At 56.7% G+C, this 24,486-nt stretch carries 26 protein-coding genes and 1 tRNA gene; 3 read left to right on the top strand and 24 right to left on the bottom strand.

Features of this window, described 5'->3' with window-relative positions; genetic code table 11:
- Positions 1–13 precede the first annotated feature (13 nt).
- The 4 genes from HQL65_07010 to HQL65_06995 all read right to left on the bottom strand — a co-directional run bounded on the left by HQL65_07010 (position 14) and on the right by HQL65_06995 (position 3,871).
- Entirely contained in the window at positions 14–1,441 is a 1,428-nt protein-coding gene (locus tag HQL65_07010; GenBank protein MBF0135972.1) for an aldehyde dehydrogenase family protein, read from the bottom strand.
- 44 nt (positions 1,442–1,485) lie between these two features.
- A complete protein-coding gene (locus HQL65_07005) occupies positions 1,486–1,797 on the bottom strand; it encodes an accessory factor UbiK family protein (protein ID MBF0135971.1) in 312 nt (103 codons plus the stop codon).
- A 3-nt stretch (positions 1,798–1,800) separates the two neighbouring features.
- Complete coding sequence (locus HQL65_07000) at positions 1,801–2,751, bottom strand: U32 family peptidase (GenBank protein MBF0135970.1); 951 nt, start codon at positions 2,749–2,751, stop codon at positions 1,801–1,803.
- 115 nt (positions 2,752–2,866) lie between these two features.
- The gene (locus HQL65_06995; GenBank protein ID MBF0135969.1) at positions 2,867–3,871 is read right to left on the bottom strand and encodes a U32 family peptidase; all 1,005 of its coding nucleotides are present in this window, start codon (positions 3,869–3,871) and stop codon (positions 2,867–2,869) included.
- A 487-nt stretch (positions 3,872–4,358) separates the two neighbouring features.
- Here HQL65_06995 and HQL65_06990 point away from each other — a divergent pair, with 487 nt between their 5' ends.
- Positions 4,359–4,634, top strand: coding sequence for a DUF2059 domain-containing protein (locus HQL65_06990; protein ID MBF0135968.1), 276 nt, complete (start codon positions 4,359–4,361; stop codon positions 4,632–4,634).
- Between the two features lie 171 nt (positions 4,635–4,805).
- Here the strand turns inward: HQL65_06990 and HQL65_06985 are convergent, their stop codons facing one another.
- Entirely contained in the window at positions 4,806–5,198 is a 393-nt protein-coding gene (locus HQL65_06985; protein ID MBF0135967.1) for a DUF4351 domain-containing protein, read from the bottom strand.
- Positions 5,195–5,479, bottom strand: coding sequence for a hypothetical protein (locus HQL65_06980; GenBank protein MBF0135966.1), 285 nt, complete (start codon positions 5,477–5,479; stop codon positions 5,195–5,197). The genes HQL65_06985 and HQL65_06980 overlap by 4 nt, the downstream gene beginning before the upstream one ends.
- Positions 5,480–5,748: 269 nt before the next feature.
- Here HQL65_06980 and HQL65_06975 point away from each other — a divergent pair, with 269 nt between their 5' ends.
- Complete coding sequence (locus tag HQL65_06975; protein MBF0135965.1) at positions 5,749–6,255, top strand: hypothetical protein; 507 nt, start codon at positions 5,749–5,751, stop codon at positions 6,253–6,255.
- 123 nt (positions 6,256–6,378) lie between these two features.
- Here the strand turns inward: HQL65_06975 and HQL65_06970 are convergent, their stop codons facing one another.
- From HQL65_06970 to HQL65_06885, 18 genes are all read right to left on the bottom strand, one after another.
- Complete coding sequence (locus tag HQL65_06970; GenBank protein MBF0135964.1) at positions 6,379–6,792, bottom strand: biopolymer transporter ExbD; 414 nt, start codon at positions 6,790–6,792, stop codon at positions 6,379–6,381.
- A 59-nt stretch (positions 6,793–6,851) separates the two neighbouring features.
- A complete protein-coding gene (locus tag HQL65_06965; protein MBF0135963.1) occupies positions 6,852–7,571 on the bottom strand; it encodes a MotA/TolQ/ExbB proton channel family protein in 720 nt (239 codons plus the stop codon).
- A gap of 49 nt (positions 7,572–7,620) precedes the next feature.
- Positions 7,621–9,717, bottom strand: a complete 2,097-nt coding sequence (locus HQL65_06960) for a TonB-dependent receptor (protein MBF0135962.1) — start codon at positions 9,715–9,717, stop codon at positions 7,621–7,623.
- 168 nt (positions 9,718–9,885) lie between these two features.
- Positions 9,886–10,731 carry an energy transducer TonB gene (locus HQL65_06955; protein MBF0135961.1) on the bottom strand — a complete coding sequence of 282 codons (846 nt, stop codon included), beginning with the start codon at positions 10,729–10,731 and terminating at the stop codon, positions 9,886–9,888.
- A 6-nt stretch (positions 10,732–10,737) separates the two neighbouring features.
- Positions 10,738–11,400, bottom strand: coding sequence for a sulfite exporter TauE/SafE family protein (locus HQL65_06950; GenBank protein ID MBF0135960.1), 663 nt, complete (start codon positions 11,398–11,400; stop codon positions 10,738–10,740).
- Positions 11,393–12,526, bottom strand: coding sequence for a 4Fe-4S binding protein (locus tag HQL65_06945; GenBank protein MBF0135959.1), 1,134 nt, complete (start codon positions 12,524–12,526; stop codon positions 11,393–11,395). Before HQL65_06945 ends, HQL65_06950 begins: the two co-directional genes overlap by 8 nt.
- Positions 12,523–13,443, bottom strand: a complete 921-nt coding sequence (locus HQL65_06940) for a hypothetical protein (GenBank protein ID MBF0135958.1) — start codon at positions 13,441–13,443, stop codon at positions 12,523–12,525. Before HQL65_06940 ends, HQL65_06945 begins: the two co-directional genes overlap by 4 nt.
- 385 nt (positions 13,444–13,828) lie before the next feature.
- The gene (locus HQL65_06935; GenBank protein ID MBF0135957.1) at positions 13,829–14,821 is read right to left on the bottom strand and encodes a sigma 54-interacting transcriptional regulator; all 993 of its coding nucleotides are present in this window, start codon (positions 14,819–14,821) and stop codon (positions 13,829–13,831) included.
- Between the two features lie 250 nt (positions 14,822–15,071).
- Positions 15,072–16,208 (bottom strand): hypothetical protein, encoded by a 1,137-nt coding sequence (locus tag HQL65_06930; protein MBF0135956.1) that lies wholly within the window; start codon positions 16,206–16,208, stop codon positions 15,072–15,074.
- A 127-nt stretch (positions 16,209–16,335) separates the two neighbouring features.
- Positions 16,336–17,445: a redox-regulated ATPase YchF gene (gene ychF, locus HQL65_06925; GenBank protein MBF0135955.1), complete on the bottom strand. Its 1,110-nt coding sequence runs from the start codon at positions 17,443–17,445 to the stop codon at positions 16,336–16,338.
- A 7-nt stretch (positions 17,446–17,452) separates the two neighbouring features.
- The gene (locus HQL65_06920; protein MBF0135954.1) at positions 17,453–18,103 is read right to left on the bottom strand and encodes an aminoacyl-tRNA hydrolase; all 651 of its coding nucleotides are present in this window, start codon (positions 18,101–18,103) and stop codon (positions 17,453–17,455) included.
- A 4-nt stretch (positions 18,104–18,107) separates the two neighbouring features.
- Positions 18,108–18,752, bottom strand: a complete 645-nt coding sequence (locus HQL65_06915) for a 50S ribosomal protein L25/general stress protein Ctc (protein ID MBF0135953.1) — start codon at positions 18,750–18,752, stop codon at positions 18,108–18,110.
- Positions 18,753–18,862: 110 nt separating this feature from the next.
- Complete coding sequence (locus tag HQL65_06910; protein ID MBF0135952.1) at positions 18,863–19,801, bottom strand: ribose-phosphate pyrophosphokinase; 939 nt, start codon at positions 19,799–19,801, stop codon at positions 18,863–18,865.
- Between the two features lie 109 nt (positions 19,802–19,910).
- Positions 19,911–19,985, bottom strand: a tRNA-Gln gene (locus HQL65_06905).
- A 17-nt stretch (positions 19,986–20,002) separates the two neighbouring features.
- A complete protein-coding gene (gene ispE, locus HQL65_06900) occupies positions 20,003–20,902 on the bottom strand; it encodes a 4-(cytidine 5'-diphospho)-2-C-methyl-D-erythritol kinase (GenBank protein ID MBF0135951.1) in 900 nt (299 codons plus the stop codon).
- Positions 20,903–20,911: 9 nt separating this feature from the next.
- Positions 20,912–21,769, bottom strand: coding sequence for a hypothetical protein (locus HQL65_06895; protein MBF0135950.1), 858 nt, complete (start codon positions 21,767–21,769; stop codon positions 20,912–20,914).
- Between the two features lie 18 nt (positions 21,770–21,787).
- On the bottom strand, positions 21,788–23,599 hold the full coding sequence (locus HQL65_06890; GenBank protein MBF0135949.1) for a tetratricopeptide repeat protein: 1,812 nt from the start codon (positions 23,597–23,599) through the stop codon (positions 21,788–21,790).
- Positions 23,600–23,687: 88 nt separating this feature from the next.
- The gene (locus tag HQL65_06885) at positions 23,688–23,921 is read right to left on the bottom strand and encodes a DUF1858 domain-containing protein (protein ID MBF0135948.1); all 234 of its coding nucleotides are present in this window, start codon (positions 23,919–23,921) and stop codon (positions 23,688–23,690) included.
- A 135-nt stretch (positions 23,922–24,056) separates the two neighbouring features.
- Between HQL65_06885 and rpmB the strand changes: the two genes are divergently transcribed.
- Positions 24,057–24,368 carry a 50S ribosomal protein L28 gene (gene rpmB, locus HQL65_06880; protein MBF0135947.1) on the top strand — a complete coding sequence of 104 codons (312 nt, stop codon included), beginning with the start codon at positions 24,057–24,059 and terminating at the stop codon, positions 24,366–24,368.
- Positions 24,369–24,486: the final 118 nt, after the last annotated feature.

Here is a 24,486-nt window from a genome sequence, read left to right as displayed (position 1 = left end):
TTCCGGATCGAGTTCAACGTTTATAGACCAGGACCCGTTCTTCGAGCATGTCGCGCATGGCGTAGCGGATCCCTTCTCGACCGAGGCCGGAGTCCTTGAGGCCACCGTAGGGCATGCTGTCCACGCGGAAGGAGGGGACATCGTTGTGGATGACGCCGCCCACTTCCAGGGTGTCCAGGGCCTGGATGACGGTGTTGAAATCATTCGTAAAGATGCCGCATTGCAGGCCAAAGCGGGAGTTGTTGACCAGGGCAAAGGCTTCGTTCATGGAACTGACCGGGGTCAGGGTGACGACCGGGCCGAAGGCTTCATCGGCGGCGATGCGGGAATGGGGATCGACTTCTTCCAGGATGGTGGCGCTCAGGCTGTTGCCGACGCCGACCGGGGCAATGGTGTTGCCGGTGACCAGTTTGGCTCCCAGATCGAGGGCTTCATGGATCCAGGCCACGATGCGTTCCCGGTTGGCCTGGTCGATGATCGGTCCCAGGGTGGTGGATTCATCCAGGGGATCGCCGATTTTCAGGGCTTCGGCAGCGGCCTTGAAGCGGGCGCGAAATTCGCCCATGATCTCCTGGTGCAAAAAGATGCGCTGCACTGAAATGCACACCTGCCCGCATTGATAAAACGCTCCGGTGATGGCCCGGGCGATCAGCCAATCCCAATCCCGGACATCCCGATCCACGATGAGACCGGCATTGCCGCCCAGCTCCAGGACCACCTTTTTTTTGCCGGCGTCGCGTTTCATTTTCCAGCCCACTTCCGGTGAGCCTGTAAAGGAGAGCAATTTGATGCGTTCGTCCTCGACGAGCATTTGCCCGGCGGCCCGGTCGCAGGGCAGGACCGAAAATGCCCCCAGAGGCCAGCCGGACTTTTGGATGATTTCGGCGAGCAGCAGGGAGGTCAGCGGGGTTTTGGAGGCGGGTTTCAGGACCACCGGGCAGCCGACGGCCATGGCCGGGGCAATTTTGTGTACGGCCAGATTGAGGGGAAAATTGAAGGGGGCGATGGCTGAAACCACCCCCACCGGATAGTGGCGGACCAGGGCACGGCGTTTGGCACCCATCGGGTTGATGCCCAGATCGAACGCCTCTCCATAAACCCGGGTGGCTTCTCCGGCGGCAATTTCGAATGTTGCGATAACCCGGGCCATTTCCAGACGCGATTCAGCCAGGGTTTTGCCATTTTCCTGTGACAGGAGACGGGCAAACTCCTCCTGACGCTCCTGGAGCTGGTTGACGACAAACCACAGGGCATCGGCCCGCTGGTAGGGTTCCAGATTCCGGGTCTCTTCCAGGGAGGCGACGGCGGCATCCAGGGCACGGTCAATCTCGGTCGGGGTGCATTGGACCACCTGGTCCACGACGGTACCATTGTAGGGATTGATGACATCCTGGCTCTTGCCGCTCTCCACCCAGGTTCCCGCCAGATAGGCCTTGCGCATGACTCTTTCTCCCTGCTCGATGCGTGACTGATTCGCTGCCTGATCTACGATTTTTTGGCAACCTTGTCCGGTTTGGATTTGGCTTCCGTCTGGGGTTCGTCATCTCCCTTGACGGCCAGAAGCTTTTCCAGATCGGCAATTTTCTTTTCCATCTCTTCCACTTTGATGCGGGTTTTGCTGAGGAGTTCGGCGGTGACATCAAACTCATCCCGGGTCACGATATCAAAATGGACGATGGCCTCCTTGACGGCGTCGTGGATCCGGCGATGGAGTTCATCGCGGGTTGCTCCGACTTTTTCAAATATTCCCAGGACATTTTGTGTGATTTGATCGATCAGATTGTTGTCAAGTTGCATGATTCACTCTCCGGAAGTCGGGGCTTCATTCGTCAGGTGCGGTTTGACCGGGCGGGGGGCCACAAACTCCAGGCCGGCCCGGCCATGAAAATATCCGTTGCAGAAAGGTTCCTGGTGATTGATTTCATTCAGGCGTGCCAGGGCCTCGGCGGCGTCCATCCGGCCTGCCAGACGCTCCTGCCAGACCTGCACGATGGCTGTCATGTCACGACTTTGCGGCGAAAGACGGATCATGTCCACACCCATGGTGGCCAATTGTTCCACTTCGGTGACGAGATTGCAGAGTCGTTCCGACAGGGTTTGGATGCCGTTGATGTTCAGGAAGGGTACGCCATCCTGGGTTTTCATGACCATCCCATCGGGGAAATCGCCGCATTTGTACTGGCAGTTGGTTTTGGGCAGATGGAAGGCCCGGGCCGTGTAACAACGGGCCGAAAACGTCAGGGGGAGCCGACCGTAGGCGAACACTTCCACCTGTACCCGGGCGCGGTTTTGCCGGATGAGACCGGCGATCATGGCCTGGGAGAGTTCTACCGGAATCACGACGCGGCGCACACCGACTTCTGCAAGAAAATCGAGGGTTTCCGGGTTGTAGGTGGTGATGTGGGGTCCGGCCACCATGGGGTGTCCTTCGCCCATGGCAATTCCGGCCATGTCATTGGCCTCGAACAGGATGCCCAGGCGGGTGGCCTGTTGCACCACCTGTTGAATGTACTCCTGTTCTTCCCCGCTCATGACCAGGCCCAGGGTCGAAAAGACAATCTCCTTGCCTGAGGGACGGAGTTCTTCGGCCAGAAGAGCCATTTCGTCCGGGGTCAGGTGGTTGCGTTTGGAACAGATGACTTCGCCGATGTAGAGAACATCCGCCGCTGTCTCATCAGCCATGCGCCGGTAAAAATCCCGTATCCCTTTTTTTCCCCACTCGTAAAGAACAGGACCGATGGCAATTTTCATGACCAGCCGTTCTCCTGAACAAGGGCCGTCATGGCTGATTCTCCTGACCAGCCGTTCTCCTGAACAAGGTCCGTCATGGCCGATTCTCCTGACAGGTTTCCGGAAATGGATCCATTCATTGCCAATTTTCCTGATAGGTTCCCAGGGTATAGGTGGTTCCTTCGGAGGTGGCGTTCAAGGTTTTGAGCCAGCTTCCCTTGGCCTGGAAACGATCCGGATCGGCATAGTAGGCATCCACGGCCTGACGCATGATGCGGGTCACGGTTGCCACGTAGGATTTGGTGCGTTGGCGTCCTTCTATTTTGAGACTCGCCACGCCGGAGGCGATCACCTCCGGCAGCATGGCCAGAATATTGAGGGAGCCGGGTTCTTCCATGACGTGATAAATCTGATCATTGGCTGCAAAGCGCCCTTTGCAGACAGTGGGATAGGCCGCCTCTTCATCGGGGGCATACTGGGCGATGAGGATGCCGTTGAGGCGGGTTTGGAGTTTATCCTGGCTGTTGTCAAAACGGACGGCGCGGGCCGGGGAACAAACCCCTTCAATGTTGGGTGAGACGCCGGTCACATAGGAGGAGAGATAACAGCGTCCCTCGGCCATGACGCACAGTCCGCCAAAAGCAAACACTTCCAGTTCAACCTGGACCTGTTGGCGCAGATCGCGGATTTCGGCCACTGTCAAGACCCGGGGGAGAATGACCCGTTGGATGGCAAAATGGCGTTGATAAAAATTGATGGCGGCCTGATTGCTGGCCGAGGCCTGCACCGACAGATGGATGGGAAGATCTGGATACTTGTCCCGGCAATATTTCAGGAGGGCCAGGTTGGCCAGAATGATGGCATCGGCACCAATCCTGGCTGCCAGATCCACGGTGCGATACCAGATGTCGGGATCGTTGATCTGGGGGAAGGTATTCAGGACGACATTGACCTTGACCCCTCGGGCATGGGCGTAGGCGATGCCGGATGCCGCCTCTTTTTCGGTAAAATTCAATCCTTCGAAGTTGCGGGCATTGGTGGCATTGCCAAAGCCGAAATAAACCGCATCGGCCCCATTGTCCACCGCCGCTTTCAGCGAGGGCAGGTTGCCGGCCGGGGCCAATATTTCCACTTTCTTCATGGTCGTTTCCGCCTGACTGCGTTGCTGCATCGCCCGGGTCCAATTTTCTCCAACCGTCCATCTTCGATGTTTTTTTCCATAATTGCCAGTTTATCCAATCCGGCCTGTGCAGGCAAAACCAAACCGCTACCGTATCTGTTTTTTTATTGTTCATGTATCTTGATTGTGTCTAAACTAAGAGCCTGGGAGGATGCCATCCTTCCAATCTTCTTGATTGCGCCTGTTGGCTGATCGCACCTGTTGGCTGATCATGCCTGTTGGCCGCATGAACAACCGACTGAAATTTCCATGTGTTTGAAACGGAGGCGTCACGATGAACTCTTTGAAAATGTCCTGCTGTGCCGTGATTTTTGTTGTGGCAAGCGCCATTGTTCTGCCGCTCCAGGCGCAGGACAGTCAGGACAGCGTGGCGAATCGGGAAGCGGCCTGCGACAGGTATCTCAAGGTCGTGCCCCTCTCCAAGCTGTTTGATGATTCATATAATGAAATGGCAAAAAACCTTCCCCCGGAAAGGCGTGCCGAATTTACCACCCTGATGAAAGAAGTAACCAGATTGAACAATGTCGAAAAGTTCACCCGTGCAGCCATGGTCAAAATATTTACTGCGGATGAACTCAATGCCCTGGCTGATTTTTATGGATCCCAACACGGTTCCAATGCCATGAAGAAGTTCGGGGTTTACATGGCGGAGATCATGCCTGCCGTGCAGGAAGAGATGTTGCGGGCCACCCGGGAGGTCAATGAACGGCTGAAAAAACAGTAAAACGACGTTATCCACCCGCATAATCCCAACCAGGACAATGGAAACGGCAACGACGACAGTGTCCTGCGCACCGCCAAAACCAGGAAACCTGAAAGATATTGAGGTCAAAGAGTCCTGGCGAGGCAGACACCGGGGAAGAGGCTGCGAAAGCCAACCCCCAGCCAGCGACAATCAATTGGCAAAAATTTCCTCAATCGACTTGGCATCAAAGATTTTGTCACTCCATAGTTCCAGGGATGCAATATCTGCGCTTTTCACGGTGTCATGGATGCTCACAGATAATGGACCAAAACGTCGTTGCAGAAGACGCAGGAAAACGACAGCCGCCCCTTCTTTGAGGCCTTCTTTGAGGCCATCTTGACGGCCTATTTCCATGCCAATTCGTTCCACGCTTGAAATGTAGGGCATTTTCTGGTTCTCCTCAAAGTTGAGCATCTCATGCCGAAACCGCTTGTCGATCTCTTCCGGCAGACGGAGTACCCAATCGATAAAGCGAAAAATATCAATCACTTGTTGGCGACCGAATCCCCGTTTGTACAAGCTTCGGACCAGGGACAATTTCATCTGATAACGTTTTTCTGGTCGATTCCTGGTCTTTTTGGCTTGCAGGTGGGCCAGCGTTGCCACACCTTGACCAGCTTGTCCATGCGCCGGTCGCCGATTTCTGCCTCGCGGGTAATGCTGGCCAACTCGGTATCCAGAAATTCGTAGCCACGCTCCCAATCAATATTGTCATGCGCAATCGGCAAAAAAAAGGCCAGGAAATCCTTGAAGTAGGCCTCCAGTATGTCTTTCCAGGGAGTGTCGAAGGAATCTTTTTGGGGTTTTTCATGATTTTCTGACATGGGAGTCTCTTATCAAACCTGATCGGAAGATCCTTGGGATGTCTATGGGAAATTCCGGGCGTGGGAGTCAAGGAAAGGAATCCATTGGACATTCCCGGCCATGATCGGATAATATATCAGAGCGTATCATGACGATTTCCTTCCCTCCAGGATATGTACCATGACTGGTCTTGTCTTTGGTACCCTGAAATGCACAAGATGTTTCAAGGATGCCGGCGTTGTTGCAATCTACACTATTGTTTGGGTGCTTGTCAGGATGCCTGACAATCTTGTTGGGGGTTGGTGACCTGTTGGCCCATGGTCCCGGCAGCCGGCTTGAATTGCATGTTGAATTTTGTGCCGAAACGACTGCGGGTCGTATTCATGTACCTCTGGAAAAACAGACAAGTGGAGATTACCCCTTCTGCCTGGACATCCGGAATCCCGAAACCGTGGACATCTCTCTTTCCCTGTCCCTGATTCCCGGATTGATCAATGACCAGGGCAAGTCGGTGTGCGTGATGGCAAGCAAACCCGACAAGGGAACCACATGGTTATCAACAAAAGATGAAACAGGAATATTTCGTGTCGTGGTTCCTGCCGGTACAACAGGACAACATAAACTGGTCATGCATATGACCGGGTTGACGGATTATCCTGCGGATGTTTCTGGAAACAAGGCGTTTCGTGGCTGGCTGGGATGCGTGCTTGTGGAGGGGCGGGCTGTGGCGGAAGAAAACAAATCCCGGCACAAAGGCACCAGGATCATGCGCATGCTGCGTGCGGTCGCAGAGTGATTGTCCCGATTACGGGCAGTGAATCTCCCTTTAATGGTGATATGAATAAAACTCCGGAAAAATCTGGCAGGCAGGGGAAAATAACTATTATTAAATCATTGCATGCCGGAGAACCGGATCTGGTCATGGCGCGGCAGAGGTGGTGAAGGAAATTTTGCGAATGCCGTTGCTTTGGGCCAGGGCCAACAGGTCGGCCAGTTTTTGATAGATGACATTCTTGTCGGCATCGATACGCAAAACCGTGTCAGGGGTTTGGGCGCTGGCGGTTTGCAAGCGATTGGCCAAGTGTTCCGGTGTCAGGGTCAGGTCGCCCAATTGCATTGTGCCATCCTGATGCAGGGTGACGATGAGAGGGTCAGGCAGCAGGGGAGCGTTGGCCGTGGTTTTGGGCAGATCGATGCGCAACGACTGCGCCATCACCGGGGCCAGAATGATGAAAATCACGAGCAGAACGAGCATGACATCCACAAGGGGGGTGACATTGATCTCGGCCAGGGGACGGTCTTCGCCATCATGGTCAAGAAATCCGGTAGCCATGGTTCGTTCCTCTGCGGTCGTAAAAGGAGTCAGAAAAAGAATGACCGTTTCCGGCAAGGTCAAGGAATCCGGTAGCCATGGTCCGTTCCTCTGTGGTCGAATGGGGCATCGGGAAAAGGAATGACCGTTCCTGGCGTATTGGTGAGGGTTGGGTGGCTCTCTTGTTCGATCTGATGGATGGAACGCAACAGATTGCCTTCGGCGGTGGTCAGCAGACGTCGCAGACGACGAACCAGCAGATTGTAGCCAATCACGGCAGGAATGGCGACCAGCAGACCCAGGGCCGTGGCCACCAGGGCCTCGGCCACGGGGCCGGCCACCACGTCCATGGTCAAGAGCGATTTGTGGCCCAACCCCTCCAGCGCATGCATGATTCCCCAAACCGTGCCGAACAAGCCAATGAATGGCGACGATGAGGCAATGGAAGCCAACAGGGTGAGACCGCTTTCCAACTCCACCCTTTTTTCTCGCAGGGCATGAGCCAGGTTGGCTTCCCAGGTGGCATTCCGGTGAGATGCGGACACTTTGCGCAGGGTCACCAGGGCGGCAATTTCCCCGAGAATGCCAACCTCGGCTGGCAGGGAATTTCCCTGCCGGAGGGCCTGTTCCATGGCGACACGTATACGGCGTTCTTTCCGCAGCAGTCTATCGAATTTGAACTGCTTATGGATGATGATGCCCCATCCGGTCAGGGAAAAAGCCAGCAGCAGGAGAAAGACCCCCCTGACCAGGAAATCCCCATTGTTCCACCAGGTCAACCATGTTGTCATATTTTGCATGGGCTTCTCCGTTTTGTCAGTTTGTCCGGATTGTTGGGTTGGCGGGAAATTACCAAGTGGCCTGCAACCCCATGAACATCACGCGGGGTTGGCCGACCGTATAGGTGGGTGCCCCTGCCGACAGACCGGAGGTTTCAGCGTATTTTTTGTCAAACAGGTTGTTGACCTTGCCGTAGATTTCCAATTTTTTGGTGAGGGGATAACTTGCCTGCATGTGGATGAGATCATGTCCTTCGTATTGACTGGTATTGGCCGGATCACGCCAGTAACTCCCCAGTCTGGTCCAGGTTGCCTGCACAGTGCCGCCCTGCATGAACTCCGGGGCAATGGTCAACCGGGTATTGGCCATCATCCTTGGGGCGGTCTCCATCTCCTTGCCGGAGTAATCCGCCGTACCGGAGACGCTCCATTTGTCATAGGTGTGTTGGGTGTAGGAGAGGCTGGAGTCCAGATGCAACTCCTGGCCAACGGGAAAACCGATGCTCGCTTCGACACCGCGATGCGAGGTTTCGCCTGCATTGACGACGGTTCTCTGCGTGGTCACCGGATCCTGATAACTGATGAGATCATCCTTTTTGTACATGTGAAAGAGGGATACTTCATAGGTGAGTTTGGCGTGTTGGCCGCGCAGACCGGTTTCATAATTGTCCACGGTGACCGGTTTGAGATTGCGTTGGGATTGTGCGGCGAGTTGGGCACGGGCCGGCGTGGTTTCGCGTGAACCGCGAAATACCTGTCCCTCGGAAGGGGCACGGAAGGAGTTGCTGTAGCTGATGAAGCCATTCAAATCCGGGGTGAAAGCGAAGGTTGCCCCCAGTTTTGGACTCAAATGGGTATAGGTGACGCTGCCATCCGCCACATGTCCATACCATCCCCCGGCTGGAAAGGCTCCGGTCGGTCCCAGAGTGGCGGTATCCGGCAGCAGATTGTCATATTCATAGTGCATGGTGTCGTAGCGCAGGCCGGTGGTCAGCCGCAACCGGGCTAACGGAGAAAATTCTCCCTGTATATAGGGAGATATCCCTCGGTAGGTGACATCGTAATCGTATATCCGGGTGGCCGAATCGTAACTGGAATAGACCGTACCGGTCCGGGTGACCCGGATGGCATCCTCGCTGTGTGATCCGGGGCTGTAATCCACATCCAGGCCACCGATCAGCCGGGTACGCAACGGGGCAAAATCCTGGCGATATTTGCTCAGGAGGCCAAAGGAGTCGTTGCGGACCGTGTATTTGGCGGGGTCATAACTCAACGACCAATTGGGGATGATCTCCATGACGTTATGTCGGAAATAGGGCGTGAACGACAGCAGGGAGTGGGCGGTCTCCTGTTCATAGGCTGCCGACAGCCGCAAGGCTTCGACCTGGCGATAGGAAAACGGGGTGTTGTTTTTGCGTGGATTGCCATCATAATCCGCTTGATTCAAATCGCCGACGTGGTTCTGGTCGATCTGGGCAAAACTGACCAGGACCTTCAAGAGGGAGTTGCCGGTCAGGGCGCGATCCCAGCGGACGGAGCCGGTCTCCCGATCATAACTGGAACCCTCCTGCCAACCATCGGTGCGGGTCAGGTTGAGGTTGGCCCGCCAGGCGTCGCTCTCCCGGGCCATGCCGCCACTCAGCAACAGGCGTCCCCAGCCATAGGATCCGACTTCACCGGTCAGTTCCAATTCGTCCTTTTTGGGGGGCGTGCGCGACATCACGTTGATTGTGCCGCCAATGGCGTCCGAGCCATACAAGGCACTGCCCGGGCCTTTGGAAATTTCAATCCCGCCGGCCTGTGGCAGGTTGATTTCATACAGGGCATTGTGGTTGAAAAAACCGGTCGAACGGGTCGGAATGCCATCCTCCAGATAAAGATAGACGGCATTGGTCGTCAGGGGATGCCGGATGGCGGTCGAATGGCCTTCGCCGGCCAGATTGCTGACCCATACCCCGGGGACCTGATTCATGATCTCTTTGGGATGGGAGGGACGCCCCTTTTGCACGACATCTTCCCGAATGATATTGACCGTGGCCGGCGTTTCGCTTTTGAGTTCCCCTTCACGGGTGGCCGTGACGGTGATCTCTTCCAGGGCAGGTGAATCCTGCTTTTCAGCGGCATGGGCGCTGGTGGCCTGCTGGGCCAGGGATCCGGCGGAGAGCATCAGCAACAGTGATGTGGCAATGGTCCGGGGGGTGGACGACATGTGAAACTCCTTTGATTCATTTCAAAAAATTTTGACTGGTTGCCGGATGTTCATGAGAATGCGGCCCTTTTCCGGTCGATGGCGAAGCCGGGTTGGGCAGTATTTGCCGGGATGGGGAACGAAAATTCATCGCGCTTCAGCCTCTTGCAGGCGAAAACGCAGCGGAATCATCACACGTTCCGATACCGGTCCACCGTCGCGTTGTGCCGGGACGAATCGATAGTGTTGCACGGCTTCCACAGCGGCCTGATCGAGCAAGGGAAAACCGGAACTGTGTTGCACGCTGACGTTGAGAACACCACCGGTCGCAGAGACATCCACCCGCAGTACGACCGTCCCCTCCTGTCCCATGCGCCGGGCAAACGGGGGATAGGCAGGTCGGGGATTGTGCAGATAGGCTGCCGTATGGTCGGGAGGGGATTCCGGAAGCGGTTTATTGGGCAACTCTGTTGTGGCAGCAGGGTATACCCGGGTTGCGGGAGGCCATGACTCCGGCACCTGCCTTGGATTGATGGTGTCTGTTGAAGTGGCAGGTGAAGTGGCAGGTAACGGGTCCGCCGTTGGTGCAGGTTTTACATTTTCTTGTGGCGACCGGGTCTGAGGTTTGGCAGGCGGAACGGTTTTTTTCGCCTTGACGGGTTTGGGTTGGCGTTGAGGAGGCGGCGGAGCCGGGTTTCTGGTTACGGGAAGCGAGGGTTCCGGCTTGGGATGCATGGGTTCGGAGGGAGAGGGAGGGGGAGGGGGAACCTCGACCGCAGGGGGGGGTGGCAAGACCGTTTCCCGGGGTGAGGTGGATGCGATCACAGGTGCGGGGGGAGACCATGGGGTCATTTCAAAGGTGACTGTGGCCAGGGAGCGCGGCGGTTGTCGGTGGGTGTTCGGCCAGTTGAACAACCCGACGATGAGCAGGAGGTGTGCAAGCAGGGAGATGGTGACTGCCCACAGGGGGGAGATGTTGTTTGCCGCTTGCATCCTTGTTTATCCACCGATCCATGCGAACAGGGTTGCAAGGGGCGAAACGGCCATGGCCACCAGAATCAACCCGGCACCGCGACGCAACCAGGGGGCAAAGCGTGGTTGCTGATGGATCAACCCGCGACCGATCCCACCCAACACCACCGTGGCCAGAAAAATCGGGGCCAGGGAAGCGGTCAAACCGAACAGGGCACCCTGCAACAGACCTTGAATCACACCACCGGCCAGGGCACAGCTTGCCAGCAGGGTCAGCAGGGGCAGACAGGGGACCAGACTCAGTGTCAGACCCAGGGCAAAGGGGGGCAGCGTCCGATCCAGAGCTGAATTCCGGCAGGAGGTGATGGGTTTGGGGACGGGAGAGAGCAGCAACCATCCCCCGATGGACAACACAAGGCCGGCCAGGGCCAGACGACCGGTATTTTCGAGCCAGGCGAGCCATGCCAGGTTGCCCACGCCTGCCGCCATCCCTCCCAGCAGGGTATAGGCGGTGAGCCGACCCAAAAGGAAGCTGCCAGCATCCTGCCAGGGTTGTGTCGTCACGCCGCGCCCCATCATCCAGGTTCCGAAATAGGGCAGACAAAAGGCCGAGCAGGCGGTCAATCCCATGGTCAAGCCGAGCAGGGCGGTGGCCGAAAAGGTGGCGGCCTGGGCAACCGTGTCATCCATGACCGGTTCTTTCCGTTGCCGTGCCGGGGGTGGGTATTATGGGTGTTGTGGGTATTGTGGGTGTTGCAGGTGTCGCAGATATTGTTGGCATGGGCCGTTTTTTGGGAAAACCGGCAGGGGATTCACACCCGGTCCGTGTCTGGAACAGGGCACGACTGGATCGGTACAGCGTCAAGGGACCCAGGCGCAGACTCAGGACATTCTCTTCCGGGCAATATTCGATGCAGCGACCGCACAGGGTACAATCGTCATGGAAGGCGGCAGGGCCGTCGGCAGTGGAAATTTCCCGGATTTCCATGGGACAGGCTGCATGACAGGAGTGGCAACGTCCGCAGCGGGGATGGCGTTGTTTGGCCAGCCGCAGGGGGGGCAGACGACGAAACAGGGCATGCAGCGCCAACATGGGACAGATGCGACAGAAGGGTTGGCGCACGACAAATGCTGCCATGAGGACAAAGCCGGCCAGAAGGTTGCCCAGAATGCCCAGGATCACCTCCAGGGGCGAACCGATGGCCAGGGCCAACTGTTCCGGATTGCCGGTCAGGAGCGTGGTGACGATGCGTGAGGGGCAGATGCGGCACCAGGCATCCCCCGCTGCCTGGGGAGCCAGACCCAGACCGGCGGCCAGGGGGAGAGCGAACACCAGAAACAACAACAGCAACCATTTGACCAGACGCACCCTCCCGACCCAGCCGGGTGGCAGATACCGCAATCGCAGATGCAGCCGCCGACCAGCCTTGCCCAGGAGTTCCTGGACCGTTCCCAGCGGGCAGACCCAACCGCAGAACGCCTTGTTCAAAAAAATGAAAAACGCCAGAAAAATCATCAAGGTAACCAAAACCGGCCACAGGGTCGCCCAGGCAAGGCTGCCGGTGCGGGCCAGGCCTTCGCCCAACTGGTGGTGAAACTGATGCTGAAAGGGAATCAGGGCACAATAGCCACCATTCTGCTGATCAAAGGCGCAGGAAAGGGCTGGCAGGGCATTGGCCAGTTTGTCGGCCATGTAGGGACCGGTCACCAGACCACCGTAAACCGTGACGCCCAACAGGACGATCTGCACCCCCAGGCGCAGGCGACTCAATGACCAGGGATGGGGTGCAGGGAGCGGGACAGCGGCATCGGTCATGATTGTTTGTCTCGTTGGCGGTGTGGTTGACGTTGCCGGGAGGGTAATCCACCACCGGGGGCGTGGCGTTGCCAGAGAGTCAATCCCCCACCCATGCCAACCAACAGAAAGATCAGGCCATGAAGTTGACTGCGGTTGGCCAAAGGTTCCGGGCCATAGTCATGTTGAAAGATGGTCGTGAAACGGCGATTGTCCTGCATCAGGGTGGTGACCACCTGAAACGGAACACTCGGGCGACGCTGGCCATGTTTTTTGTCTGAATCCGTCCGGGGCATGTCCCGAAAGGGGGGGAAAGTGATCTGCGCCACGCCGGCGGCGTTGGTTGTGAAGGAAATTTTTTCCTGCCCGGGGGTGTACAATGTGACTGTTTGAGCGGCCAGGGGTTGTTGGGCAAACCGTACCAGAAAGGACCAACGCTCCCCGGCCCGATAGGTGGCATACTCCCTGGGCAGGGGCACGGGGATCACCTCCAGGGTGGACTTGTGCGCCTGCAACAGGTGGGCTGGTGAAGGACCGGGAATGGCAAAATGATGGACCGTCGTCAGGGTTGTGGACTCTGCCGGAGTTTCGGTATGGGCGGCAAGCCAGTGGTAGTTGCCGACCTGGTTTCCGGGCTGCACCATGGCCCCGTTATTGTCCAGGGGAACCGTGAAAGGCGTGAACCGGGAATCCTGGCCCGGGGCGGGAGAAAAAACTTCCAGGATGGAACCCGGCATACCCACCACATGCAGTTGCAAGCGGGTACGACCCTGAGGAACCTTGCGCCACAAGGGATAAGGGGTCCAGGCACCCGAGGCGGGAGAGCGCGCTGCCGGGGCGGGATCCTTGTCCCATGCGGCCTGAAGGGTTCCATCCTGGAAAAAAATGGTCAACAGGACCAACAATGCCATCACATCTGGATGCAGGGTCGGTCTCATGCGTCGTTCTGCATGCGCAAGCCCACGTCGCCATCGATCCATTCCGGCGCAATACAACATGATTTCCGACGCTCCCGGGTATCCAGTTTGCCTTGAATCTGTCTGCCGGCCAGTCAACGAACCGGCCCACGATGCGGGAGCTTCAGCAGGATGTGTTCCAATTATAAAAATATAATGTTTTCAATCTATTGAAATATAATATACCCGGTTTGCCAACCGGAAAGTGTGTGATATCACCTGCCGGGTGTGTGAAATCACACAGTCGAATATTTTTTGGCTGAGAATGATTTTCAGGCGATTCAAGAGGTTGGAAATGATTTCAAGATGATTTAAGTTGTTGGAAATGATTTTCAGGTGATGCACGCGAAAAGGATTTCCTGACGATTCACGCGGTCGAATATTTTTTCAAGCGATAGAGCAGTGTATCCCGGCTGAGGCCGAGAAGTCTGGCGGCATGGGTGCGGTTTCCCTGGCTTCTGTGCAAGGCCTGTTCGATGAGATGTCGTTCCAGGTCAACCAGGGAGAGGCCGTTGTTGGGGAGGACAAACTGCTCCAGATGGCGCATGTCACGCATTGGCCAGGGAATTTTGTCTGCCTGGAGTGAGCGCATTTCCGGGGGAAGGTGATCGGGCTGGATGGTCTCTCCACCATGCAGGAGAACCATACGTTCACAAAAATTTTTCAGTTCACGCACATTGCCTGGCCAGGCGTAGCGGTGGAGAGAGTCAAAAACCGCCGGAGAAAAATGAGGTGGTGGCCGGTGATGTTTGGTGGCCTGCTGGTTGGTCAAATGATCCAGCAATAATTCCAGGTCACCCAAGCGGTCATGGAGCGTCGGCAGTTCCAGGGGGACAATGTTCAGACGGAAGAAAAGATCCTGGCGAAATTTTTTTTCCTGCACCATGGCCGCCAGATTGACATGGGTGGCGGCCATGATACGCACATTGACCCGACACAGGGATTGCTGGCCCAGGATTTGGAGTTCACCGCTTTCCAGGAAGCGGAGCAGTTTGGCCTGCATGGGCAGGGGCATGTCACCAATTTCATCCAGGAGCAGGGTTCCACCATCCGAGGCGCGGATCCATCCCGGACGGGAGGTGTCCGCTCCCGTAAAGGCTCCCTTGGCATGGCCGAAAAGTTCGGCCTCTGCCAGGGTTTCGGGCAGGGCCGCGCAGTTGATGGCATGGAAGGGTCCCCGGCAACGGTGACTGGCCTGGTGCATGGCCTGGGCCAGGAGTTCCTTGCCGGTACCGGATGCTCCCATCAACAGCACCGTCACGTCGGTGGAAGCGATGGCCTTGGCGGCCCGAATCACTTGCGTCAGGGCAGGTGATTGGCCAAACAGGTCAGCAAAGGTTGCCAGAGAATTTTTTTGCATGAATAATTTTTTTTATGGTCAGAGGGTCGTTGTCCGGAATTTTTTTTTCGAAAGTCGTGGCAACTTGTCCTGGAAATTGCGCTATTCCAGAGGCGATGTTCGCAATTATCCTGCGCCAGTTAAATGATCCAGATCAATTGAATCGGCATCTATTCCGAAAACGCTGGCTTTAAGAAAAACAGATTAAAAATCAAGGAAATTTTTGGTTGGGGAAAGAAGAGTCTGATGGCAAGACGGAATGCCGGGATGGTCAGGGAGCGTGTGGGACAATCCGCAACAAGGCAAACAGGATTCCCACAACCGCACCGGAAGTTGCCAGAGACACGCCCACCATCCATTTGATCAGGTCACTTTTGGTTTCTGCAATTTCCCGCCGCAAGCTCATGTCCAACTCATTGGTTTTGTTGTCGAGTTCCTTGAGCCTGGTCTCGTTTTTGTTGTCGAGTTCCTTGAGCCTGATTTCGTTCTTTATATCAAGTTCCTTGATATCACGCTTCAATTCCAACTTGGCTGTCTCGATTCTGCCATCCAGTTCCTTGAGCCTGGTTTCGTTTTTGACGTCCAGTTCCTTGAGCCTGGTTTCGTTTTTGACGTCCAGTTCCTTGAGCCTGGTTTCGTTTTTGGTGTCCAGTTCCTTGATATCACGCTTCAGTTCCAACTTGGATGTCTCGATTTTGCCATCCAATTCCTTGAGCCTGGTTTCGTTTTTGGTGTCCAGTTCCTTGAGCCTGGTTTCGTTTCTGGTGTCCAGTTCCTTGATATCACGCTTCAGTTCCAGCTTGGATGCCTCGATCTTGCCATCCAATTCCTTGAGCCTGGTTTCGTTTTTGGTGTCAAGTTCCTTGAGCCTGATTTCGTTTTGGATGTCAAGTTCCTTGAGCCTGGTTTCGTTTTTGGTGTCCAGTTCCTTGATATCACGCTTCAGTTCCAGCTTGGATGTCTCGATCTTGCCATCCAATTCCTTGAGCCTGGTTTCGTTTTTGGTATCCAGTTCCTTGATATCACGCTTCAATTCCAGCCTGGATGCCTCGATCTTGCCATCCAATTCCTTGAGCCTGGCCTCGCCCTTGATGTGAAGTTCATCGATGCTGTGTATCAGCTCCAGCTTGGAAGTTTCGATCTTGGCATCCAATTCCTTGAGCCTGGCCTCACCCTGGATGTCAATCTCTTTCAGCCTGATGGCACTCTTGGTGTCCAGTTCCTTGATATCACGATTCAATTCCAGGATACGCGCTTCCGCCTGTGCCATGTCGGTTTTGGTGGCCAGACGAGCCTCCAGAAACTCGATCATCAAATCGACATGCACCTCGGCCTGTTCTTCGGAAACGCCTGCCGATTTGAGGCGCTTTACGAAAGCCTGGGCATCGAATGCGGATGTATGCAACATGCGAATGACCTTTCTGGATGAACCTGGGGGAAATGACGACCAGCGCATCTCCAGTCCATTTTTCTCCGACTGGACGACGATACGACTCGACGATCAAAAATTCCACCCTTTTCAGCATCCAGAGGCATCACACATTGAAACGAAAGTGCATGAGATCGCCATCGGCCACACAATAATCCCGACCTTCCAGGCGCAGACGTCCTTTTTCGCGTGCCCCCTGTTCACCACCACAGGCAATCATGTCGGCATAGGAAATGACTTCTGCCCGAATAAACCCTTTTTGAAAGTCGGTATGGATGACACCGGCGGCATCGAAGGCCGTATCGTGACGATGGATGGTCCAGGCCCGCACTTCCTTGGGTCCGGCAGTAAAATAGGTAATGAGTCCCAGCAGGTCGTAGGCCGAGGCGATCAGGCGGTTCAGGCCGGGTTCGGCCAGGCCCAGATCATCCAGGAAGGCTTGTTTTTCCTGATCCTGCAATTCGGCGATTTCGGCCTCGATGGCCCCGCATACAACGGCCACCACGGCACCTTCTTCGGCGGCAATGGCCCGCACGGCGTCCACCAGGGCATGGGTGCCGGGTTTCTGGGCGGCGGCCACTTCGGTTTCGGCCACGTTGCAGACATACAAAACGGGTTTGGCCGTCAACAGGAACAACTCGCGTGCGGCCAGTTTTTCTTCGGCGGAAAGATTCTGTCGTCGTACCGGAACCCCGGCATCCAGACCGGCGGCCACTTTTTCACAGACGGCTGCCAGCAAGAGGGCATCCTTGTCGCCGGAACGGATTTTCTTGCCGGTGCTGTCCAGGCGGCGACGGGTGGCATCAAGGTCGGCGAGCATCAGTTCGGTATCGATGACCTGGATATCCGATGCTGGATCAACCCGGTCATGCACATGCGTAATGTCGGGATCCTCGAAACAGCGGACCACATGCGCCACGGCATCCACCTGGCGGATATGACCGAGGAATTGATTGCCCAATCCCTCGCCACGACTCGCTCCCTTGACGAGTCCGGCAATGTCCACGAACTCCATGGTGGTGGGTATGGTGGCCTTGGGTTTGATCAAGTCGGTCAATTCTTGCAAACGGGGGTCCGGGACCGCCACCACGCCGACATTGGGTTCGATGGTGCAAAAAGGATAGTTGGCCATGGCCGCCCCGGCTGCGGTCAAGGCATTGAAGATGGTGGACTTGCCCACATTGGGCAGACCGACGATACCGCATTTCAGGGCCATGGATGCCTCATGTTGAACTGTCAGGTTTTACCGTTGGATCGTCAGGTTTTGCCGTTGAACCGCCCGATTTTACTGTTGAACCACCAGATTTCGCCAGGAGAGTGGTCAGACGATTCATGGCTCCGGGCAGGTCTCCCTGCAAAATGAAGGGCAGGGCTGTCGGCAGGGTGGCCAGCAGCGCATCGACCATGTCACGTTCATTTTGGGTAAAGGGTTCCAGGACAAAACGGACCGGATCCATGCCGGCGGCAGGCCGCCCCACGCCGAGACGAATCCGCACAAAGGCAGGGGTTCCCAGATGTTGTTGGATGGATTTCAGGCCATTGTGGCCGGCGTTGCCGCCACCGGCCTTCATGCGTACCTTGCCCAGGGGAAGATCCATGTCATCGTGGAAGACGATCACCACTTCCGGCGGCAGCTTGTAGAAGCGCACCGCCTCACCGACCGATTCACCCGACAGGTTCATGAAGGTTTCGGGCAAGAGCCAGAAGAGCCGTTCGGCATCCACCTGCCCTCCACCCCAACGCCCCCGAAACCGGGAGCCGTCCTGACTCCAGCCGAAATGGCGCACACAGTGCAGGACGGCATCCCAGCCCAGGTTGTGGCGGGTCGCCCGGTAACGGTCACCGGGATTGCCCAGACCGACCAGGAGACGCACCTGACTACTCTTTGGCCCCTTCGGCACCGGTTGTGGTCGTGGCGGTGGCGGCTTCGGCCTCGGCGACCGGGGTTTCGACCTCTTCAGCCTGGACACCCACCACGGCGGCCACGGTGAAATTATCCTCGGCGTGGACTTCGACACCATCGGGCAGATGGATATCCTTGATATGGATGGATTCGCCGATATCGAGGTTGGCCACCGAAACTTCGATCCACTCTGGAATATGGTCGGCCCGACATTGGACATGCAGCTCGCGGCGGATGGCCTGCACCATGCCACCCCGCTTGACACCCGGGGATTCGGCATCTCCCTTGATCACCACCGGCACCATGATGTCGATGCGACGGTTTGGATCGAACCGGAGAAAATCCACATGTTCGGTCTGGCTGGTGACCGGGTGGCGCTGGGAACTGCGCACCAGAACGGCGATCCGTTTGCCGTCTTCCATGACCAGATTCTGGGGATGAGTCCGGAGTGCCCGACCCTCGGCCTCCATGAGCATGTTCCACTCTTTGCGTTCCAGGGCAAGGTTCAGATTTTCCTGACCGGCTCCATAGAGGACTGCCGGAACCTTGCCTTCGCGACGCAGCTTGCGAGCCACCCCCTTGCCGGTCCCGATGCGTGCGTAGGCTTTGATTTGTGCCATGTGATCATCCTTTCTTGAAAGTCATGCTGATCGGAACAGACATTCCATATGCCGGTCACCGGCCTCCAGGGGTGCCGAGAGCCGACTGGATTCCGACCGATCCTGGTTTATCAGACGAACAGCGAACTGACCGACTCTTCGTCGGAAATGCGGCGAATGGCCTCCCCGAGCAGATTGGAGACCGTGACCACCTTGATTTTTTTGCATGCTGCTGCATGGGCCGAGAGTTTGATCGTGTCGGTGACGAGGAGACCGGTCAGTTGCGACTCATCGATTCTCTCGACAGCCGGCCCGGAGAGGACGGCATGGGTGCAGACCGACACGACCGACCGGGCACCGTGTTCGATCAGGGCATTGGCCGCCTTGGTCAGGGTGCCGGCGGTATCCACCATGTCATCGACGATCAGGCACTCCTTGCCCGACACGTCACCGATGATATGGTGAATTTCAGCGACATTGGGGGCCGGGCGGCGTTTGTCGATGATGGCCAGCTCCAGATTGAGGCGCTTGGCATAGGAGCGGGCACGGACCACGCCACCCACATCCGGGGAGACCACGATGGCATTTTCGACGCCCCGTTCACGGATGGCTCCCAGCAAGACCGGGGTGGCGAAAATATTGTCTACCGGCATGTTGAAAAAGCCCTGGATCTGCCCGGAGTGCAGATCCATGGTCAACACCCGTTGCACCCCGGCGGCGTTCAGAAGATCGGCCACCAGTTTGGCGGAAATGGGGGTACGACCGGCCTCTTTGCGATCCTGGCGGGCATAGCCGTAGTAGGGGATGACCGTGGTGACGCGCCCCGCCGAGGCCCGCCGCAAGGCATCCACCATGATGAGCAGCTCCATGAGGTGATCATTGGCAGGGGCTGACACCGGCTGGATGACGAACACATCCCGACCTCGGACATTTTCGTTGATCTGGACAAAGATTTCCCCGTCGGAAAACCGTTTGACCGTGGCATTTCCCACCTGAACCATCAGGTATCCGGCGATCAGCTCGGCCAGATCGGGATTGGCCGTTCCGGAAAAGAGGCACATCTTTTGAATGGACATGGCAAATCCACCGCTTCAGGTTTGATGGGGTACTGAACCCCGGCAATGATTCGGGTTTCAGGCAAGCGCAGGAACAGCAATCCGACATATGCAGCAAAAAAAGTGGCTGGGCCGCCAGGATTTGAACCTGGGAATGCCGGAATCAAAATCCGGTGCCTTACCGCTTGGCGACGGCCCAACACAGTTCCAACGAATTTACAGACAAGAACCTTTCTGGAGTTGCCATTCGGTGTCGAATGGATGCCGGTTCATGGTCGTGCCGCTGGCCACCCGCCACTCCGGGTGTTGGTGTGCCACAAGTGCGGCAGCGGTGACGGCATCTGGCAACGCAGGAAACACGCCCATCACGGCGGTACCACTCCCCGACATGCAGGTGGCGGTGGCACCCACAATTCGCAACGCATCGGCCACCCGCTGAATGACCGGGGCCAACTTCATGGCCACGGCTTCCAGATCATTCTCCAGCAACCCAAAAATCTTCTCGCCACGACGAACATCGGGGATGTTAATCGGAGTTGCATGGTTTGTCAATTGCCCGGCGAACCGTTCAAACACCCATCGCGTGGCAAGGCCCACCCCGGGGTGAACGACGACCAGGGGCACTTCGGGCAGATGTGGCACCGGGGTCAGGCGTTCACCCACCCCTTCGGCCAGCGCTGCCTGACCGCCCAGGAAGATGGGCACATCGGCCCCCAATGTCAAGCCAATCTGTTGCAAATCCGCAGCGGAGAGTGCCAGGTTCCAGAGACGATTCAAGGCCAGGAGGGTGGTGGCGGCATCCGAAGAGCCTCCGCCCAGACCGGCGGCGTCCGGGACATGTTTTTCCAGAACGATGTGGACACCCTGCCGGCAACCAGTGGTCCGGCGCAGGTGTTCAGCGGTCCGAAAGACCAGATTTTCTTCGGGAATTTTGGTGACAGCCGGACGACATGTCAACCGTATGGTCTCTTCTTCCAGGTGAAAGGTCAGCCGATCTTGCCAGGGAAAGAAGGTCATCACCGTTTGCAACAGATGGTAGCCATCCGCCCGCCGTCCCACCACCCGCAAGGCGAGATTGACTTTGGCCGGGGCGGAAAAAACGGGGGGCGTGGTCATGGGCAACGGTCACTCCAGGGGACGCCGCACGGTAAAGCCCTCCGGGATGGTCACCGAACCGGTGGGGCTGTTCACCATGTCACGATTGGCCGACCAGGTTCGCACCCGCACGATAAATTTGGCATCATCGCCCAACTGGATGGAAATCTTACCGGGCAGCGCCACTTCTTCCTTCGTGGCATCGTTCCAGAGATAGTGGACCGCGAAAGGGGTCCCATCGGGTGTGCGGCCATGGCGTTCCAGGACGTGCCCGGTAGCCGGCTCCAGAAGCAGATGTTCACCGGCGCGGGTTTTTCCCCACACGACACCATCGGCATCGGTCGTGAGGGTCACATCGGTTTCGGTCCGGGCCTGCAACAGCTCCAGCAACTGGCCTGGTTGCAGGCCAAGGCCGGTCAAATGTTGCATGCCGGATTCCGTAGCCGGGACCTCGATGATTTCCCGCTTGCCCGGATCCGACCAGCGAATCCAATCCCGGCTCAGGTGCAGCTCTCCGCCCACGTCATGAAAAGGGCCAAAAAGCACGAGCCGTGCCCACTTGACGCCAACGCCCCATAATGTCATCCGATTGCGGCGCATGATCTTGGGCGTTTCCATGTCAACCGCACCTTCCACGCGCCAGCCGGAGGCCAAAAAGCCTGCCCGGCGGCGGGCCTGGTCACCCTGAAAACGACCGACAACCTCCCGGTCGGTCGGCACCTCCGAACGCTCACCAGGAAATTGGGCGCATCCCGCCTCGAGGAGGCACAGACCGAACAACAATATCCGGCAGGCAACACCAAAACGTGGCCAGGCCAATTGGCATCGAAAATCAGTCACAAGAGACAGCCATGCGGCATTGCCACGGAAAATCGTGCTGGAAACCATGCAGGCGCTGACCTTGCCTTATTGAGATTTATTGGCATGTTTTTGAATCTTGTCCCGCAGGAGATGGTTGTCCGCATCCAGTTCCAATGCTTTTTGCCAAACCGTGATGGCCTCCTGGACCTGACCGACGGCCATCAAGACATCACCCAGATGTTCGTTGATGGTTGGATCCTTGGGTTCGAGGCGCACGGCTTCGCGCATGGTGGCCAAGGCTTCCTGCAAACGGTTGAGCCGGAACAATACCCAGCCGAGGCTGTCGGTGATGAATCCGTCTCCGGGGGCAAGTTTGACGGCTTTTTGCAGATACTCGTAGGATTTATCGAGTTTTTCATTCCGCTCGGCCCAGGAGTAGCCAAGATAGTTGAGAGCCTGCGGGTCGTCAGGATTCTCGGCCAGATAGGCCACCAGATCCTTTTCGGCTTCATTCCAGCGTTTCAACTTGTCGTAGGCCATGGCCCGGTTGAATATCAGGCGGGACAGTTTTGCATCCAGGGCCAGGCCCCGGTTGGCCATCTCCACCACACCCGCATAATCTTTTTCTTGCAACATCAGAACGCTGGCCGCCAGAAACACCTCTCCCTTGTCGCTGAATTCATTCACCAGCCGCCGGATGCGTTCCATGGCGGATGTTCCTTTGCCATGGGTTGTCTCGTGGTAGGCCAGACGAATCTGTGCCTCCATGTAGAAGGGTTCACCCTTGGGAATTTTTTCAAAAATTCTGGCGGCTTCGTCACGTTGTTGCATCGCCTCCAGGGCTTGTCCGAGATAGAACAGGATTCCGGTGTTGTCCGGTTGGATGGCTTGGGCCAGGCGCAGTTCTTTCAGGGCTTCCTGGTAGGCTCCCTGACTGAGCAGGATCAGGGCACTTGTCAAACGGGCCTGGATGCTTTCGGGTGCCAGGCGGGTGACAGCCTGGAACTGTTCCAGGGCTTCCTGGCGTTTATCCTGGGTCAACATCAGGCGTCCCAGGCGGGTATGAATCACCCGGCTGCCTGGATTGCCCTGAAGATAATCCCGGTAGACCTTTTCGGCATCGGCCTGTCGCTCCATTTTCTGGAGCAGGCCGCCCATGGCCAGGACCGGCTCGATCTGGTCCGGCTCCAGGCGCCGGGCATCCTGGAATGACACCAGCGCCTTGGCATCCTCATCCTGATCGATGTGGACCCGACCCATGGCCAGGTGGGCACGCCAGGCATAGCCGGGCTTGTTGAAGAGAGGTTCAAGAATCCGGTAGGCCCGTTGGGGATCCTTCATCAGGCCGTAGAGGGGTGCCAGCAGCAGGCGGACCTGATCGGCGTTGTCTCCCGACCGGATCAGATATTCGTAGTGTTCGGCGGCTTCCGGCAATTTTTGCAGGGTGCGCAACAGGGAAGCGAGCAGCAGACGGGTTCCTTCCCGTTTTGGATCCAGTTGAATGGCCGCCCTGGCATAGAGAGTCGCTTTTTCCAGGTCACCGCGCTGGGTGGCCAATTGGGCAATGATTTCACGAGTATCAACTGTTTTGGGATCCAGTTCGGCCACCCGGGTGAAAGCCTCTTCGGCCTCTGGATAGCGATGTTCGCGCAGATGCATGAAACCAAGAAGGTACTGGAACGTCACATCCTTGTCCTGGGAAGAATTTTCCAGTTGGTTGACAACACGCTCTTTGTCGCCGGCATCTTCGCCGCTGGTAATGGCACTGGTTTCTTGTGTGGAACTGACCTCGGACGTGGGGGGTGCTGCGCAGCCGGAAACCGCCGTCGCCAGGCTGGATATGGCCAGCCAACACACCACCGATACGATTCGCCAACCATCCATGCGCAACAACATATTCCAGAACTTCCGCAACATGTGCCGTCAATCCATCGCCAATGTGATACCGATTTCGCCCACTTGAGGAGAGCCGCAGACTCCCGTCAAAACCGATTCTGGTTCCCGATCATGGTGCCGTGTTTCCGGAGATTTCTCCGGTTCCGTTTGCTGCATATTCACGCATTTTCAGCAAGAGTCGTTCCATGTCAAGCTTGTACATTCTGGCCACGTCTTCCAGGGTATCAACCTGGGAGGCCAGACAATTGCCGCACTCGATGCCCATCTCGGCCAAAATGATCCCAACTTCCGGATGTTCCTGGATCAAATCTGCCATGGGCTTTGCTGTATCGATATCCGTCATGCCGCAAACTCCGCTGATTTTTTACACTTCTTTCTGTTCCCCGGCCAACATTTTTTTGCCTGCCCTTGCAGCCTGGTCAATCTTTCGCTATATTTTCCGGTTCATGAGACACTTGATTCAGGTTCCAACCTCTCCATGCCAAAGAGAACTTTCGTGGCCAGAAAACTGACGATAGGCGACAAGCCACCCCTTACCGGACACAAGGTATCCCATTCCAACCGCAAGACCAAACGGAAATGGATGTCGAACGTTCAAAAAAAGTCCATGTTCAGCGTGGCACTGGGGCGTTTCATCAACACCACGGTTTCCACTCGGATCATCCGTACCATTGACCGGGCCGGCGGATTGGACAATTTCCTTCTGACAACGGCGGCTGAGGAACTCTCCGCGCCCATGCGGCGACTCCAGGATGTCATCCGCAAACAGGTGGCCAGAAAGGTCGCCTGACCCGCAGCGACACACTTGTTCATGCAGGTGACCAGAAAGGTCGCCTGACCCGCAGCAACACACTTGTTCATGCATTGGCTCAGGCACTCCCGGGAATCTGATCTGGTCTGGCGGATTC

The organism is Magnetococcales bacterium (assembly GCA_015228935.1).
Lineage (GTDB): Bacteria > Pseudomonadota > Magnetococcia > Magnetococcales > DC0425bin3 > HA3dbin3.
This window is presented reverse-complemented; position numbering and strand designations above follow the sequence as displayed.